The sequence below is a fragment of the Microcoleus sp. S13_C5 genome (genome assembly GCF_036700845.1).
Classification (GTDB): domain Bacteria; phylum Cyanobacteriota; class Cyanobacteriia; order Cyanobacteriales; family Microcoleaceae; genus Microcoleus.
In genome coordinates this window covers 1-15,788 of sequence record NZ_JAUBPR010000135.1, presented here as the reverse complement: position 1 = coordinate 15,788, position 15,788 = coordinate 1, and the positions used below count along the sequence as shown (strand labels likewise).

10 protein-coding genes are annotated in these 15,788 nt (G+C 45.0%); 5 read left to right on the top strand and 5 right to left on the bottom strand.

The genetic code is table 11. The annotated features are described in order from the left end of the window. Positions 1-160: 160 nt before the first annotated feature. Positions 161-868, top strand: coding sequence for an SDR family oxidoreductase (locus QUA04_RS24840; protein ID WP_333262110.1), 708 nt, complete (start codon positions 161-163; stop codon positions 866-868). Positions 869-1,268: 400 nt separating this feature from the next. Next, a complete protein-coding gene (hppD, locus tag QUA04_RS24835; RefSeq protein WP_333262108.1) occupies positions 1,269-2,330 on the top strand; it encodes a 4-hydroxyphenylpyruvate dioxygenase in 1,062 nt (353 codons plus the stop codon). Positions 2,331-2,350: 20 nt separating this feature from the next. On the opposite strand, the gene QUA04_RS24830 is transcribed toward hppD, so the two are convergent. Continuing rightward, positions 2,351-2,884 carry a GNAT family N-acetyltransferase gene (locus QUA04_RS24830; protein ID WP_333262105.1) on the bottom strand — a complete coding sequence of 178 codons (534 nt, stop codon included), beginning with the start codon at positions 2,882-2,884 and terminating at the stop codon, positions 2,351-2,353. Then, positions 2,865-4,994: a diguanylate cyclase domain-containing protein gene (locus QUA04_RS24825; RefSeq protein WP_333262102.1), complete on the bottom strand. Its 2,130-nt coding sequence runs from the start codon at positions 4,992-4,994 to the stop codon at positions 2,865-2,867. Before QUA04_RS24825 ends, QUA04_RS24830 begins: the two co-directional genes overlap by 20 nt. Before the next feature lie 495 nt (positions 4,995-5,489). Here QUA04_RS24825 and QUA04_RS24820 point away from each other — a divergent pair, with 495 nt between their 5' ends. Then, positions 5,490-6,173 carry an HAD family hydrolase gene (locus tag QUA04_RS24820; protein ID WP_333262099.1) on the top strand — a complete coding sequence of 228 codons (684 nt, stop codon included), beginning with the start codon at positions 5,490-5,492 and terminating at the stop codon, positions 6,171-6,173. A 212-nt stretch (positions 6,174-6,385) separates the two neighbouring features. Here QUA04_RS24820 and QUA04_RS24815 read toward each other — a convergent pair whose 3' ends face one another. Beyond that, on the bottom strand, positions 6,386-6,997 hold the full coding sequence (locus QUA04_RS24815; RefSeq protein ID WP_190663744.1) for a CPP1-like family protein: 612 nt from the start codon (positions 6,995-6,997) through the stop codon (positions 6,386-6,388). Between the two features lie 243 nt (positions 6,998-7,240). Next, the gene (pgeF, locus tag QUA04_RS24810) at positions 7,241-8,119 is read right to left on the bottom strand and encodes a peptidoglycan editing factor PgeF (RefSeq protein ID WP_333262096.1); all 879 of its coding nucleotides are present in this window, start codon (positions 8,117-8,119) and stop codon (positions 7,241-7,243) included. Between the two features lie 432 nt (positions 8,120-8,551). On the opposite strand from pgeF, the gene QUA04_RS24805 reads away from it, so the two are divergent. Next, positions 8,552-10,312, top strand: a complete 1,761-nt coding sequence (locus QUA04_RS24805) for a peptidoglycan DD-metalloendopeptidase family protein (RefSeq protein WP_333262093.1) — start codon at positions 8,552-8,554, stop codon at positions 10,310-10,312. A 73-nt stretch (positions 10,313-10,385) separates the two neighbouring features. Then, complete coding sequence (locus QUA04_RS24800; RefSeq protein WP_333262090.1) at positions 10,386-12,761, top strand: hypothetical protein; 2,376 nt, start codon at positions 10,386-10,388, stop codon at positions 12,759-12,761. Positions 12,762-12,824: 63 nt separating this feature from the next. Here the strand turns inward: QUA04_RS24800 and QUA04_RS24795 are convergent, their stop codons facing one another. After that, positions 12,825-14,018: a glycosyltransferase family 2 protein gene (locus tag QUA04_RS24795; protein WP_333262087.1), complete on the bottom strand. Its 1,194-nt coding sequence runs from the start codon at positions 14,016-14,018 to the stop codon at positions 12,825-12,827. Positions 14,019-15,788 lie beyond the last annotated feature (1,770 nt).

Genomic DNA, 15,788 nt, shown 5'->3' with positions numbered 1-15,788 from the left:
CTTTGATAATTTTCGAGAACGCGTATTAGCTTGCTTTTCTAATTAGATAAAAATATCACCGCAACTTCAGGAGAGCCTGAAAAATTAAAATATATCAACCTCCCCATTACTAGCAACGTGAGTTATCATACAATCGGGACGTAAAGAAATGTAAAGGGATATGCAGGACAAAGTTGTGGTTGTGGTGGGTGCGACTGGCGGCATCGGTTCAGCAGTGGCCCGCAAACTCGCTGATGCGGGTGCGAGGCTAGTGCTCGCCGCCAGAGACAGCAGTAAGTTAGACGCTTTAGCTAGCGAACTTTCAGCAACAGAGGTACTGTGCGTGCCCACAGATATAACCGATTTGCCGCAAGTGGAGACGCTGATGCACAAAGCTGGGGGGCATTTCGGACAAATTGATGCCCTCGTAAACGCCGCCGGTGCCGGAATTCTCAAGCAGTGGAACAAGTTAGAACCCGCTGATTTAGATGCAATGCTTGACTTGAACTTAAAAGGCAGTTTTTACACGTCTCAAGCAGCAGCGAATGTGATGAAAGAGCGCAAATCTGGCCACATTTGCAATGTCGTTGGGATTTTGGGCAAGCATTCGATGGCGATGGGAACGGCTTATTGCGCTTCAAAGTTTGGGGTAGTTGGTTTCAGCAAGTGCATGGCAGATGAACTGCGACGCTACGGCATTAAGTTTACGCTATTCTATTTTGGCGGCGTGGATTCTCCGTTTTGGGATAATGTGAGTTTGAAGGTAGACAGGTCAAAAATGCTGAGTACCGAAACTGCCGCCAATGCGATTATGTTTGCTCTTTCGGCTGACCCGCAAGCTGTGCCGATGGAGATTAATATTCAGCCGGAAAGTCATTTGTTCTTTTAGCTATTGAGGAGTGATTTGAAGGCAGAAGGCAGCGGAAGCTGAAGGCAAGAAAAATTATGATATTTTTAGGTTTGATAACTTGTACAGCACTTAATTCTGTAGGTGCATGGGCTGGCGCACCTTACCCCTATAAGTAGCACGTCAAACCATTTTTTTGCTTTAGTCCTATTGGCGAAGGCCTAGCAGTGAAATCTAAGTTATCGCAGAAACCGGGTTTCTTTTAAGTGCCAACTTATTTCTGCCTTCAGAGGGATCTAGGATATTCAATCTTTAGGTTATTATTAAGTCAACGCACAATAAAAAACATGAAAAATATCCATTACTCAATCCCTCCCTTGCTGTTTCGCAGTGAAAATAAGACTATTTTCCATTTTTCAGTTTCCATTTTCAATTATTGATTATGGAGTTCGATCGCATTCAATTTTACGTTGAAAACGCTAAAGTATCCCGCGACTGGTTCGTGAGCCAATTAGGCTTTCAATCAATAGCAGGTTACGCCAACAGCCACACTCATACTGAAGTTGTCAGCAGTGGCAATGTATGTTTTGTTTTATCTTCGCCCCTGACACCCGCTAGTCCCGCTGCTAGTTGGTTCAAGTTTCATCCTCCAGGGATTGCCGATGTGGGTTTTCGGGTAAAAAATATTGAATTAGCGGTAGCTAGAGCGGCTGCTGCAGGCGCTAAAATCCTGGAACCGATTCAAGAAGACCTAAACGCAGGAGGCTATTTTAAGCGGGCAAAAATCGCGGGCTGGGGAGATTTAAGCCATAGGCTGGTGGAGCAAATTGGCAGCCATTCACTGCTATCGGCTTCGGATAAGCTGCCGTTGTTTACCCGGATTGACCACGTAGTGTTAAATGTTGAATCTGGGGACTTGTCGAGTGCTGTTAGTTGGTATCAAAAAATATTAGGTTTTCAACCGCAGCAAAATTTTGACATTCAGACGGAGAAATCGGCTTTGCGGAGCCAAGTTATGGTACACGCTGAAGGTGGGGTGCAATTCCCGATTAATGAACCGGCATCAGCTAATTCTCAAATTCAAGAGTTTTTGAGCGCAAATCGGGGACCGGGAATTCAGCACATGGCTTTACAAACTAATAATATTGTGGGGGTTGTCGCCGATTTGCGATCGTGTGGTTTGCCTTTTCTGCCGGTTCCTCCAACATACTACTCCCAATTGCAGCAGAGGCAAAACTATTTGCCCGCAGATTGGCAAGCAATTGCAGCTTGTCAAGTTTTGGCAGATTGGCAAGAAGATACTCCCGCAGCGATGCTGCTGCAAATATTTACCCAGCCAATTTTTGCAGAACCGACTTTCTTTTTCGAGATTATTGAGCGCCGAGTTAGTTTAGTTAATGGCAAACAGGTGCAAGCTGGAGGTTTTGGGGCGGGGAATTTTCGAGCTTTGTTTGAGGCAATTGAACGGGAACAAATGAAGAGGGGAAGTTTGATAGATGATTGACAAAACTTCCACTTTTTCGGTCATACCTGCGGGTTAATCAGCACTGCGATATCTTTCCATCCGTAGGCAATTTCTTTGAGTGCAACTCCTGCTCTACTTGTTTGCTGTTGGTCTACTTTTTCACCTCCTAACAATTCATAAAATTTATAGGCTGAATTGTCTCCTAGTACCCAAACTAGCATCGAGTTCAAACTTACTTCTGCCAACTTTGTGGCAACTGTTCTCACGAGTTGCCGTCCGATTCCTTGACGCTGATATTCCTCCAAAATATAGATGGCAAATAATTCTCCTTGATAAACATATTTGCCGGTGCGCTCGCAACCACCCGCAGCAAAACCCACAATTTCTCCCGATTCATTCTCAGCAACGCAGACAAAAACCCCAGTATTTTTGACGTTTGCCAGGATTTCTTGCCAATTGCTTTCTCGCTTTTCATAGGATAACTGTGCGAGGTAATCTGTCGGTACAATGTTTCGGTAAGCTGTCCGCCAAGTATCTATATTAACCCGTGCGATTGCAGGTGCGTCAGCGATTTTAGCTTCTCTCACAATCATCAGAAAATACTCCTTTCCCGTCCTGAAATTCTATTTTCAAGTCTAGGCAAACTATACGATCGCGCCCTTCTAGTTTAGCTCGATACAGCGCTCGATCTGCCTGTCCAATTAAGTCCTCCATCGATAAACCAGCAGCAGGTACAGTAGTAGCGATCCCCATACTAAGAGTTATAAACTTACTTACCTTAGAAGCAGCATGAAAAATTGCCGCTGCTTTCAAATCGCTGCGAATTGCTTCGGCTACCCGCATTGCTCCTTGCACATCAGTTCGCGACAAAATTACCGCAAATTCTTCCCCGCCGTAGCGGGCGGCTAAATCTCCTGCCCGCTGAGCGTTGCTAGCTAAAATCTGGGCTACTTGTTTTAAACATTCGTCGCCTCCTTGATGCCCGTAATGATCGTTGTAAAGTTTGAAAAAATCGATATCGCACAAAATTAAAGACAGCGACTCTTTTTCTCGCCCCATCAACTGCCATTCTAACTCCAATTTTTTGTCAAAACAGCGACGGTTGGGAATTTGAGTCAATCCATCCACCGAAGCGAGCCGCTGCAATTCCATGTTAGCTGCTTGTAATTCTAATTTGGCTTGTTCTAAAGCGAAATTTTGCCGAGCTAATTCTTCACTTTGGCGTTTTTCTTGTTCGTACAAAAATCGGATTGAAGCTTCAGCTTCTTGTAATTCTTGCTCGGCATATTTGCGCTTGACGAATTCCCCTAATTGAGAACTTACCACAGCTATGATCTGAAGTAAATCTTGATCCGGTGGCAGTTCTTCCCGGCAAAAAAAAGTCATTACTCCTACAACTTGGCTCCTAGCGTGAATGGGAAAACCGAATCCCGATCGCAGTCCCACTTCCTCGGCCAAGCGCGATCTCACGAAATTGCGATCGCCCACAAGATCAGTAATCCACTGCGTAGAACCGCTTCTGGAAACCGCTCCGGGCAAACCCTCACCCGCAGCCAAAGTAATCTGCTGATCGTTTTCGGCAAACTCTCTAACTTCCTCTGCTGCCTGCCAAACTGCCACCCGCCGCCAACAAGGAGTTTCCTCGATCGGACAGCAAAGCGGCAGGCACCAAAGCGATTGTTCTTCAGATTTTATTTCCGCACCCAAGCTAGCTTCTTTCTCCCCCTCTGCAGGCGTCCAAAGTTCGCCAAAATCCCACCCAAAACTTTGGCAAATAGCTTGCAAAATTTTTGGAGTTGCGCTATCTAGAGAAGTTGATTCTGACAGGATATGAGTAACAGCATACTGTGCTTCTTGACACTTTTTTATGCGTTGTTGCTTGGTAATGTCTTTGCCGATATAAACAAAATCTTGTATAACCTCGCTATCTCCATCCTTGCTTCCTGGGCTTGTCTCGAAAGTAGAGCATGAAAACGCAACAATCAGCTTTAAACCTATTTTCGTTTGGCAAGCTACTTTTACTTGAGGCCAATATTCGCTTTTAAGTGCAGGAGGTAGCTGGCTGACTTTGCGTAACAATTCCTCCTCAGCCGTAATCATGGATATGGATTGGCCGATTAATTCCGATTCGGTATATCCAAATAATTGCTGTGCAGCTTGATTCACTTTTTTGATTTGACCCGATGTTCCTGTTACGAACAAAACATCCCCTAGGGAATTAATAATTTTGTCAATATAATCGCCAGCCGCAGCTAACTTATCACCTTTAATACTTGTTTGATTGGCAGCCTGAACGATGGTTGGCTGACTTCCCATGCTATCTGTTACATCTTCACATAAAATAATCAATCTGTCAGCATTGGCTTGTCCCTTATAACCAAAAATGTACAAATTTAGATACAAATAAGATCCGTCTTTGAGAACTCGGCTAATTGATTTTAACTGACAATCTTGCTGTCGTTCTTCAATAATATCTTCAAGGAGTCCTTCAATTCCGATCAGTTCGGGAAAACTATCGCGCACGTCTTTTCCTTCGCCTACTTCCTCATGAATGTAGGCAAAATCTTGCACTTTCAAAGATATTTCTTTAATCTTAAGTTCCCGATCGACTGTGAGGTATTCAATCCTGCGTAAGGATAACAGCTTATAAAGAAGAATATTAATACTTCTGGGGCTGCTCTCTACAGTTAATGTTGGAAGCATCTCGTTATTGTAGAGCATCTCTCTCAAAGGTTAGCCGGTAAAGTTAGTTGTTGTTTGGCTCGATTTCTCATGGGAATTTTTATACTGGCAAATGTCATCACCTGTTACCGCTGGCTAATTTATGGAAACAGTACACTTTGAATTCTCCAAGCAGTTTTTTGCTTATTTTAAAAATGGGACCAAATATTAATTTGACCCACTTTTTGTGAGAAAGCGCAGTCAAAATCAGCCTCGATTGAGGTTGAGATTTATGAACAATATGTAGCGGTTTACACTATTTGTGCGACACATTTTAATTTTAAATTCCCCGATATGGCTTACAACCGCTAAAGTTGAGGAACAGCACAGTTTAATTCAAATGTTTGCTTTAATTAGCACCATTCCTATAGACCTTACCTCCCCTAGGTATTTGTGTCAATTTTTGTAAAGAAAGTGTTACCTTTAAATGATATAGTATCGAAGTATTTGTATAAAAGCTTAAAAATACTCTGCTAAATGCTGAGACTTATTACCGACTTTGACGGCCCAATTATGGACGTGTCCGATCGCTACTACCGAGTTTACCAGTATTGTCTCGCCGAGACTAAGCGTTCGGGCCAACCCGTGCGCGAACTCCCCAAAGCCGAGTTTTGGGATCTGAAGCGGGCGCGGGTTCCCGAAACCGAAATTGCCATTCTCTCAGGATTAGACGCAGCCCAAGCCCGCGATTTTGCCCAGAAACGCCGTCAAACCGTCCACACCCTACCCTACATGATTTATGATCAACCAGTTCCCACCGCTCTGGAAACTCTCGAAAAGGTGCAGCGCGCTGGAGTAGACTTAGCGGTGATGACCATGCGCCGCGTTAGGGAACTAGATGAAGCCTTCAACCGCTGCAATTTAGGGCAATTTTTCCCAGAAAACCGCCGCTATTGCCTCCCCAACGATTACGTTAAAACCGGGGATGTCAAAGATAAACCCCTGTTGATGGCGAAAGCTCTTGCCGAACTACCGCCGGCTTCTGATACTTGGATGGTTGGCGATACGGAGGCAGATATCATAGCAGCAAAAACGCACAGTGTCAAGGTAATTGGTGTTTTGTGCGGAATTCGCGATCGCACTCAACTAGAAATGCACCAACCCGATTTAATTGCCAACAATTTGAGCGAAGCAGTTGAGATTATTTTAGATAGTCAGTAGTCAGTAGTCAGTAGCAGTGGTCAGTAGTCAGTAGTCATCAATAATTAGTCAACCATCAATAGTCATTAGTTATTGGTAATTAGTAATTGGTAATTAGTAATTGGTAATTGGTAACAATCAACTAACTACTAACACCTAAAACCTACGAACCCACCAATAATAATAATTAACTACTGCCAACTGTCAACTGTTAACTGTCAACTGACCACTGACTATCGCAGAAAACCGCTGACCAGCCACAGAATTAAAAACGTAAACAAAGCGATAAATTTCTCTGTTGTTATAAATGCCGGACTGACCAAAGAACCCAAAAATCCTCCCAGCAACAAGCCTATAACCAAGCCAGCCACAGTCAGCAGCACGGCGCGACCAAATTTTTGTTCCTTGCGATTAACAAAATAAAGACAAGAGCCGACCCCAAGAGCCAGAGTCAACTGTAGTAAACCATCATTAGCCGCCGGATAAATACTCAGTCCGCCTAACCCCACATAAACCCCAGCCGGCCACAAAATGTCCGATCGACTAGGAGTATCGATTAGCCGCTGCAACCAAGCTGGGCTGCCACTAGGAGGAGACGGAGTAAAGCTTGGAGGTGGGGGAGTCAGCCGCTCGGGAAAGCGGATGCGCTCGGGCACTTTAATTTTACCTTCCTGTCGCTGCCGCAAGCGATCCATGAGGATCGCGTCGTAAGCGGCTTCGAGCAATTCCAAACGTTTCTTGTCACCGCTGTACTGCTCAGCTAGGCGCGTGCGGGCCTCTTGCACTTCATCAAAGGAAGCATCTTCATCGACTTCAAGCAGTTGATAGGGAGTTGGCTCACTCATGGTAATAACCCGCTGAAGACTCTCGTTATAGAGCAATCTTAACAAGAGAGGAAAGCGGGGCGGGATCTCTGCCGCTTTCCCAAAAGTTTTGCTGCTAGTTTTTGGTGCTTTAAAACAGGAACCAGCAAACCTTACGAAGGTAGAAACTAGAAGGCATTTGGCATTCGTAAATAAAAAATAATGAATCCAAAGATTTTTATTTTTATCTTGGCCGTCTAAAATTTTACCTTCTGCCAAATGCCCTCAGCAGGGACTTGTCCCGCAGGCGCTCACAATTCCCGACCACTGGACTTTTTTAAGTCGATCGCGGCGGTACGAAAAAAAGTGAGCCGAGTCAGAATAAGTACAGAAAGGAGCGATCGCCACTTGAGAAACATCGATTCCCAACTGCTGCAATTGCAGAGCATTGCAGAGGCGAACATCCAAGCGTACTTTTCCCGGTTCTGGATCGGCTAAGACAGGCGTTTCCGGCAGTTGGTGCAAAAACTCGCAGATGCCGTCGGCTGTCGCACTAACGGCACTCTTAGGAGCAATGGTGGCTCCCAGTTCCGCTGCTACTTCCACAGATACCTGGTAAACCTTTCCAGCGATCGCCGGCCCCATAGCAATCTTCAGATTTTCTAGTTGACTGCCTTGTGCCACAAGTTGAGCGATCGCCTCTGGTAATATCTTAGCAGCAGTCCCGCGCCAACCCGCGTGAACTGCCGCAACCAGTCCCGTGTGCTCGTCAGCAATCAGCACCGGCACACAGTCAGCCGAGCAAACCCACAGCGCCTCCTGTTCTCGCTCGGCAACCAAGCCATCAGCCTCAGCATAGCTTGAGGCAGCGGTTTCCGGCCCCGGAGCCACAACCGGCGACAACTCACTCGTTTTGAGTACCCCATTGCCGTGTACCTGTTGGAGTCGGTAAACCTTAGCTCCAGGTTCGAGAACTTCCGTCAGATCGATCGGCCCCCGGGGCGAGAAATCGCGAGTAAAAAAGCCGTGAGACCAGCGAGAAAGCAAGCTGCAAGTCAGATAGGGCAAGCCTTCAGAACTCTGCCAGTCCCAACTGATACCGTCAGGCTCTCCGACGCACTCAGAGTCAGGAAAATTTGTCAAGCGATCGCCAGCTACAGTCATGAAACCTATCCTTACCCAAGCGAATCATTTAGCTTGTATTCTAAACAATCAACAATTTTGTCCGCGAATTTTAAAGGCAGGGCCAGGTTTCAGGAAAAAAGCCCGATGAGTCGGCGGTTTTAGGAGAACCTACTGCGTGCGCCGAAATTTTGCATAACCCGAGAAATATAGGCAACTAATTAACATAGAGGAACGCCAAAGCGCTATCATCAGTGTGGCCGTCACAGACTTCTAGGCAAGTGCCATCGGGATCAAAAAAACCGGATATCGATCGCGACTGAATGCGTAAGGCATTTGAGCTTGTTCTATGTGCAAAAAAATTGCCTCAAGCCCGGTAAAATCAGTTAAGCCTGTATATAAAGACAAGGATTGGCATACATTCGATCCTGACTTCGAGATCCTTGTGCCCCCTGTTGAGTTGGGAAAAAAATCGTGAAACCAGTTCCAGACAAGCAAATAACAGCCCCTTTGAACACCAAACAGCAAAAAAAGAACCCTACAGGCGCCCGGACTCGATCGCGCCTTTTGTCCGATCGCTCACTGCTGGTGGGACTGGGTTGCCTTGCCAGTCTGGGACTGCTCAGCAAAGGCCTAGTTTGGGCCCAAGCCGAAACTCCGCCAGCAGAACAAGCCGTCCCCGGCGCAGCAGACCTCCAGCCATTATTTGAAGCTCCTCTCCCGCCCCCGGAACCCGCATACAGCCAAGGGTCGCCACAACCAGACCCTGCACCGCAGGCAGAAGTGCCGCCGCCCGAGCCTGCCTATGCCAAACCGGCCAGGGAGCCGGAGTACGCCACCGAACCACCTCCCAGCCAATATTATCTGCCGGAACCCGCGCTGATTCCCCTGCCAGAAGCGACGGCCCAGGAGCCACCTTTTGAAGCGCCAGTTAACCCAGCCCACGCTGAAATAGACCAAACAGACTACAGTGTTGGCGCTACCAGCGAGTACGAAGCGCCAACCAGAATAGAATTTGCAGAACGATCGAGAGGCTGCAAAGGAGAAGGCGGTGTGTGCGCGCCTCCTGCTGTTTCCGAGCCGGTGACGGCAGATGCCGGAGAACCCAACTACAGACAGGAAACTCCGAGCCCAGACAACGGTTATATTGCAGCCCCTCCTCCTCGAAATCGGCCAGAAAGCCTTCCAGGCGATGTTCGAGAAACTGTTGCCGGAAATAGTAGCGGAAATCCTGTGAGTAAACTCGGTCAAGCCGTTCAACAAATAGGCAGCCAGGTTTGGGGGGGTTCAAACCCGCCGGAATCTGCTTACGCACCCCCACGCTACTCGGCTAACGCTGGATACTCCGCAGACACCGGCTACTCGGCTAACATCGGCTACTCAGCTAACCCTGGATACTCCGCAGACGCTGGGTATTATGCCGGATCTGCCTCTTACGGTGGCGGTGCTCCAGCGCCCAGCATGGGACTCGGGCCGGTTCAAGTCGGTGCGGTTAGTGTCAGCAGCGGCAGCAATACCGGTTTTGCTTACTACAATCTCACGCCGCGTCCCGCAGGCCTGCCCGGGAATGGCAACACCAGCTTGCTGTTTCCGCTATCTATTGCTGCGGCCATTACTTCGCCGTTTGGGTGGCGGACTCATCCGGTTATGGGATACGGCAGATTTCACACGGGAACTGACTTGGGGGCCCCAATGGGAACGCCCGTACTGGCAGCCTATGCGGGTCAAGTGGCGATCGCCGATTGGTTGGGCGGCTACGGTTTGACTGTGGTTCTCGACCACAACAAAAAGTCTCAGGAAACTCTCTACGGCCACCTTTCGGAACTGTTTGTGAAACCGGGAGATTGGGTGAAACAAGGAGAGACGATCGGGCGCGTCGGCAGTACGGGAATGTCTACAGGGCCTCACCTCCACTTCGAGGTTCGGCAAATGACTGACCAGGGTTGGGTGGCGATCGACCCGGGTTCTCAGCTAGAATTCGCTCTGGCAAAAATGATCGGCACTTTGGAAACCGCCAAAGTACCCCAAATGCCAAAAATGGTGGAAATACAAACCGCTAGCGGACTAAAGGATTTAGAAAACGATCTGCCTCAGCTTCCACCTCTGCCGCTGGGAATGGACATCGAAGTTCACAACCTCCAGCCGCCATTCCCGGAACTGTTAAAAGCGGACATTTCTAAGCCCAAATATCCCGAAGCCGTCAAACCCAAAGCTCAGAAGCAAGCTAACAGGTAAAAATTGGGGATGGGCTAGATAAATTTTCTTGTGGAACGGTCGAAAAGCACACCCACAAGAAAATTTATGTTTTGTGCAACCAGCACGCGAACTCGTTGCTTTTCCTCGTTATCAGGCTGTTTCGGGTAACGAGGAAAAACTGATAAAAAATGGTAACTTGCAGCTTATGCTAATAGCGCAGCATTTGTGGGAATTAATTTTATTTCTGATTATTCTAGTAGGGTCGATTCCCTTAAGCTTGTCTCTTGCCTTCGAGAATCACAAAGAAAACCATAACTCTTCATTTCCCCATTTTCTCCTTGTACTCCTGACAGGGTGGAGCATTGCACAAGTTTGTATCGGCTTGATTTTAGGAAGTGCCGAACTCCTAAATCTTGCTGCGGTGATTATAGCAGAAATTATGATTTGTGCAATCGGCTTAATCCTGATTTTTACCAAAAACCACAAAACTTTTACCTTCTCGCAGTGGTCGATTCCCCAACTCAAGCAACCTTTGAGCAAATCAGAATCCCTCATTATTTTTGCCACCGCTGTTGCAGGATTTGTGCTGTTAGAAACTCTCGCAAGCAAACCCATAACCAATTATGATTCATTGTGGTTTCACCTGCCTGCGATCGCCCGATGGTATCAAACCCATTCATTTACCTTATTAGATGCTGCGGGAAATTGGATTTTTGAACAAGAACAAGCCCGAGTATATCCTTACAATTGGCACGTTTTATCTGCTTTGTGTGTGCTTCCTTTCCGAGAAGATTTCCTAGCAGCTTTTCCCCTGCTAATTGCGTGGGTACTTGAGGGAATTGCCGTTTATCTATTGAGCGTAAAATTTGGAGCAACCCGAATTCACGGTATGGCAGCAGCATCTTTAGTATTGACAGTACCGATGATGCTCAACCAAGTTAACACCATTCAGCCCGACTTACCCCTAGCTGCAATATTTACAGTCGGTTTATATTTGGGTTTATCCTATCATAGCAGCCGATCGCAATCCGAACTTTCCCTATTTTTGGCAGCCACAGGAATGTTAGCCGGAATAAAAATCACGGGAATAGTCTATGCTGCCTCACTTTTAGGAGGATTAGCAATATTAGAACTTAAAAGATTTGCAGTTAATAAAAAATCCCCACCCGCTAATTTTAGAATTCGCCACTTTCTCAAACCAGTCTTGCTGTGTGGCATAGCTTGTTGCTTGCTTTTAGGATGTTTTTGGTATGCGAGAAACTTGCTGCAAATCAATTATCCTGTCGGCGAAATCGGCGATATTAAAATTCCCTTAGAGCCTGTTTCCTTGCCGTCTCCCATACCTGCACCAATACCTCCGGTAAAGCAGCCGCCCGCCTCGCCACTTCTCAAGATTTGGCAAAGCACTTTAGCAGCTCAATTTAATCCCAGCAAGATTTCCCACTGGCAAACTGTCGGCTTACAAATTATCATTAGATTGCAACTGCCCTTTCTGGCGATCGCACTTCAGGTATTGGCAGCACCTCTGGCTTTTTTCCAGGGTAAAACTAGAATAATTAATCAAAATAATATTATTTTAATCATACTTCTTGCCAGCACAGGAATTCTGTATCTAATTACACCTTACACGTCGGGTACTGCCGGAGAGGTGAGCGGGCAACTCAGCCCTATACTGGGTTTTAACCTCAGATACGGATTTCCCTTTTTAAGCGTAATCGCCATCGCCGCAGCCGCTACCGCAACTCTCTTGAGAACTCCAAATCTACTTGTTCTGGCAGTGGTTTTGGTTAGTGGTTTGTTCGGAATTACTAGCAACACAATTTTTGATTATATTAAAAATGCTTCTTTCACCGGAGATAGTATTGTTTGGGGGAGTTTGTTGATTGATAATTTGAAGTCTAACCCAAGAGAAGCTCTTAATACTATCTGGAAAATATTAGCTCCGAGTTGGCAATATATATTACCATATCCGCTATTTTATATTGTGTCAGTGACGCTGGCTGCGATATTTTTGAAAATCAATCCTGGCTTAGGATGGCTGAATCATCTATTTCCCACCCGCAAAAAATCGATTTATATAGTGATAATTGGTGCCTGTATAGGATTGATAGTAATTGGTCATTGGAGCGAAAAGCGAGATTTGGCACGCACCAAACTGTATCGTGGTATTTACGAATATATTGATAAAAATACAATACCTGATGAAAGAATAGGCTTCTGTTTAAGTTCGCGCAGCTACCTGTTTTACGGGAGAAATTTAGACAGACAAGTTTTATATGTGCCGTTTAGAGCCGATCGACTTTCGGCATGGATTGACAACCTCCGGAAAAATAAAATTAGGACTGTGGGATTCGGACCCCTGACTGGCACAGACGCAGCTACTAGGAAAGCTCTATCTTGGCTGACAAGTACCCAGGGCCCGCTGCAACCAGTTTTCGGAAAAGACTTTAATACTGAGTCGGTGTTGTATCGCTTGAAAAAGTGGTAACTGCTCACAGCAACACAGTGGCGGTGAGTAGTTGCTTTTTAATAGCCTTGATTTCTTTTTTCATTAAGACAACTCTGCTTTTGTCGGTGGCGTGGCGCTAATCTTCACTTGAGAGATCGTGTCAATATTTGTTCGATTTCGCTTGACAAGCAGGGAAATTGAGCGGTGAAAAATATTCCCTATCGTTACCATTAATTCGATCTTTTTGCGCCGGCTCTTTACCAACACCTCCCGGCTGATCATTTGCTTATCAGAGGATGGCGTATCTTCTACTCTCACAGGTGCATCTAGAGCCTCCTGATGTTTCCTAGACTGCTGGGATAATAGGTTTAAAAGGCTCTTTCCCAATACTCTGTAAAAGCCAGAACGGAATAAGGATGAGATGCACTCAGTTTTTAAAGCTTGGAATAACCAAAAGAGTGCGGTGCGATCGTGGCCGTTGCGGCTGCTTTGGTGCGCTAAGTACAGCAAAAAATTACTGGTAGATAATCGGTGCAGGAAATCAGGAATTTCGGGATGCCGTTGCTTGGCAGCTTGCAGCATCAAAGAGTGAGAATTCGCCATTGTCGTATAGTTGGTAGACATAGTGTTATACATCCTGCGATAGCCAATTAAAAATTCCGGCACGGCTCGAAATTGATAAATCTCTGCTATCCGCAGGTACAAGTCCCAGTCTTCACAGCCTTGAGCATTCCTTTCCTTCAATGTCTTGTCATAAACCCCCACCTTTTCCAAACAACTGCGACGGATCAGAGAAGCACTCGCGTTTCCTATAAAGTTGTGACCGATCAGGGTTCCGTACACGTCACCTTCAATTCTATAAGACCGGAATCCTCCTGTTAGCCATCCTTTTTCATCCAAGTCCACTGTCCACGAATAGACGACCCCTACTTCTTCCCCTCCCTCCAACATACATTGAACTTGTTTTTCTATGTTTTCAGGATACCAAATATCATCGGCATCAATGGGGGCAATATATTCTCCTCTCGACTTCTGAATTCCTAAGTTTCGAGCAGCAGCGACTCCAGCATTTTGCTGTTTCACAAGCTGGACGTGAGAATATTTTTTGCTGATTTTTTCGACAATTTCAGCGGTTCGATCCTGGGAACCGTCATCGACTACTAAAACTTCAATTGCGGGATAAGTTTGAGCGAGAACAGATTTCAAAGTTTCTTCAATAAAGGACTCAGCGTTGTATGCAGGGATAATGACTGAGACAAGAGGCAAAGAGAAGGATTTTTGAGAATCAGGCTGCATTGGCTTTGAAGAATGTTTTTCAAAATTTTTGTTACTTTCTCGATTAGCTGCTCTACCTTACCCTCCTCGCAGTCAGGACTTACACAGTTGGTGAAAGAGACAGCCAATAGCTGCTAATAACAAATAATTATACCCCAATTTTAGTTAAACGTCAATGGGAGATAGCAGGTTTAAATGAGTTTGCCAATTACACAAATGATAATTTCCTCACACACATAATTTTATTATTATAGGCAAATAAATGTCAAGTAATAAACCTAGCAGATAAAATAAAGTTTCCATAAATTACCCTAATTTGTTTATAATTAGAAGTGTTGAAGGTTTTTATCAAACTTTATATTAAGCGTAAATTTATTTTAAAAAAATGTTAATTTTATCCAATATGTCCCCCAAAGCTAATTGTAATTTGGCTAATTTTTCCGGCGTTACTACTTGTAAATACCTAAGTTAATTTACTATAGTAATTAGGCAGTTGTCAAAAATTTCTCTTGTGAATACCGGGAAAAAATGTGAGTACAAGTCGCAAAAGAAATAGAGGTGAGTAAAATCACTCAAAATCTCATAACCTAAAAAATATTAGAACCAGAACTAAGCCATCCACGGTATTATGCAACCTGGAAAAGTACACATATTTTATGTGATGCGAATCAAAATATTCCGGTTGTTGTCGGTTAGGAATGAAGGCAGCATCTCATATTTGTAAAAACACTTTTTCTGGCTCCTTCCTTCTGACTCTTTCCTCCTGGCTCCTGCCTCCTAGCGCCTGCCTCCAAACTTCAATTTCTAGCTTGGCTGCTCTGATTGAGATCCTCCCAGAATGAAAAATTAATCAAGTTATTAAGAGTTCATTCCTAATTCCACCCCCTCCCTATCGCTGCATACCTTCTTTTTTGGGATTTTTTGGCTCAATAGTTAGAAATATCAAATATCAATAGTTATACAACTTCTTGATTTTTGACTCTAGGGAACTAGAAAAAAACATAGGTTTAAATGTAAAGTAGTGTAGTAAAGTACAAAAAATGAGGGAAAATTTATCTCATTTTAGGAAAATACGCAATAAGCGTGCTGCTCCTCATTACATTATATGACCATTCATCAAATTATTGATTATTCATGCGTTATCGGTAAAAAAATTATGGCCTTGTTAGGCAAAACTTATCAATCCCGAGCGCTACCATTTGGGCTGTATTTGAAGGCATAGAAATTCAGAAAATGCAGGTGCAAAAATATGTATGTGACCGTAAAAAAGTATCACAAAATACTTGACGGCGTGACAAGCAGGTTGAAAGCAAATCTGCGGCAAGTTTTTGACTTGAGTAACCAAGCGAAAAGATATTCGCGGGCGAGAGTCAATAAAAGAGAGTGGCGAGATCCCTTGAATCAGGTTCAAGGCGACTTCTGCCGATATTATGAGTCAATAAGCGTGTAAATAATCAGCTAGTTTTTGTGAGGCTCGGAGGCTTAAATGCTTTGATAATAAAGGTTTTATAGGCGTGTCACCAGTCAAAACCCTACCCTAGAGGGAGTACATTTTGCGTTGGTTTAGATGGAGGGCAGGGGGCCAATTATCTGGCACAAGATTGGGAATCTGTGCAAGACTAAACGCAAGTTAGCTCGTAATAAAGTTCCCTTTGTTCAACAGGGTATACGGCCAGAAAACCTGAGTCGTTCTAGTTCCTAGACATGTTTATCACCCAATACGGTTTACTTAAGGTCGAACAAGTGATAAACTATATATGATATACAAAAAGTAAATCAAGTATAGTGCCG

Excerpts from the sequence above, each read along its gene's own strand:
- QUA04_RS24840 (WP_333262110.1), top strand. The coding sequence starts at position 161 with ATGCAGGACAAAGTTGTGGTTGTGGTGGGTGCGACTGGCGGCATCGGT.
- hppD (WP_333262108.1), top strand. The coding sequence starts at position 1,269 with ATGGAGTTCGATCGCATTCAATTTTACGTTGAAAACGCTAAAGTATCC.
- QUA04_RS24830 (WP_333262105.1), bottom strand. The coding sequence starts at position 2,884 with ATGATTGTGAGAGAAGCTAAAATCGCTGACGCACCTGCAATCGCACGG.
- QUA04_RS24825 (WP_333262102.1), bottom strand. The coding sequence starts at position 4,994 with ATGCTTCCAACATTAACTGTAGAGAGCAGCCCCAGAAGTATTAATATT.
- QUA04_RS24820 (WP_333262099.1), top strand. The coding sequence starts at position 5,490 with ATGCTGAGACTTATTACCGACTTTGACGGCCCAATTATGGACGTGTCC.
- QUA04_RS24815 (WP_190663744.1), bottom strand. The coding sequence starts at position 6,997 with ATGAGTGAGCCAACTCCCTATCAACTGCTTGAAGTCGATGAAGATGCT.
- pgeF (WP_333262096.1), bottom strand. The coding sequence starts at position 8,119 with ATGACTGTAGCTGGCGATCGCTTGACAAATTTTCCTGACTCTGAGTGC.
- QUA04_RS24795 (WP_333262087.1), bottom strand. The coding sequence starts at position 14,018 with ATGCAGCCTGATTCTCAAAAATCCTTCTCTTTGCCTCTTGTCTCAGTC.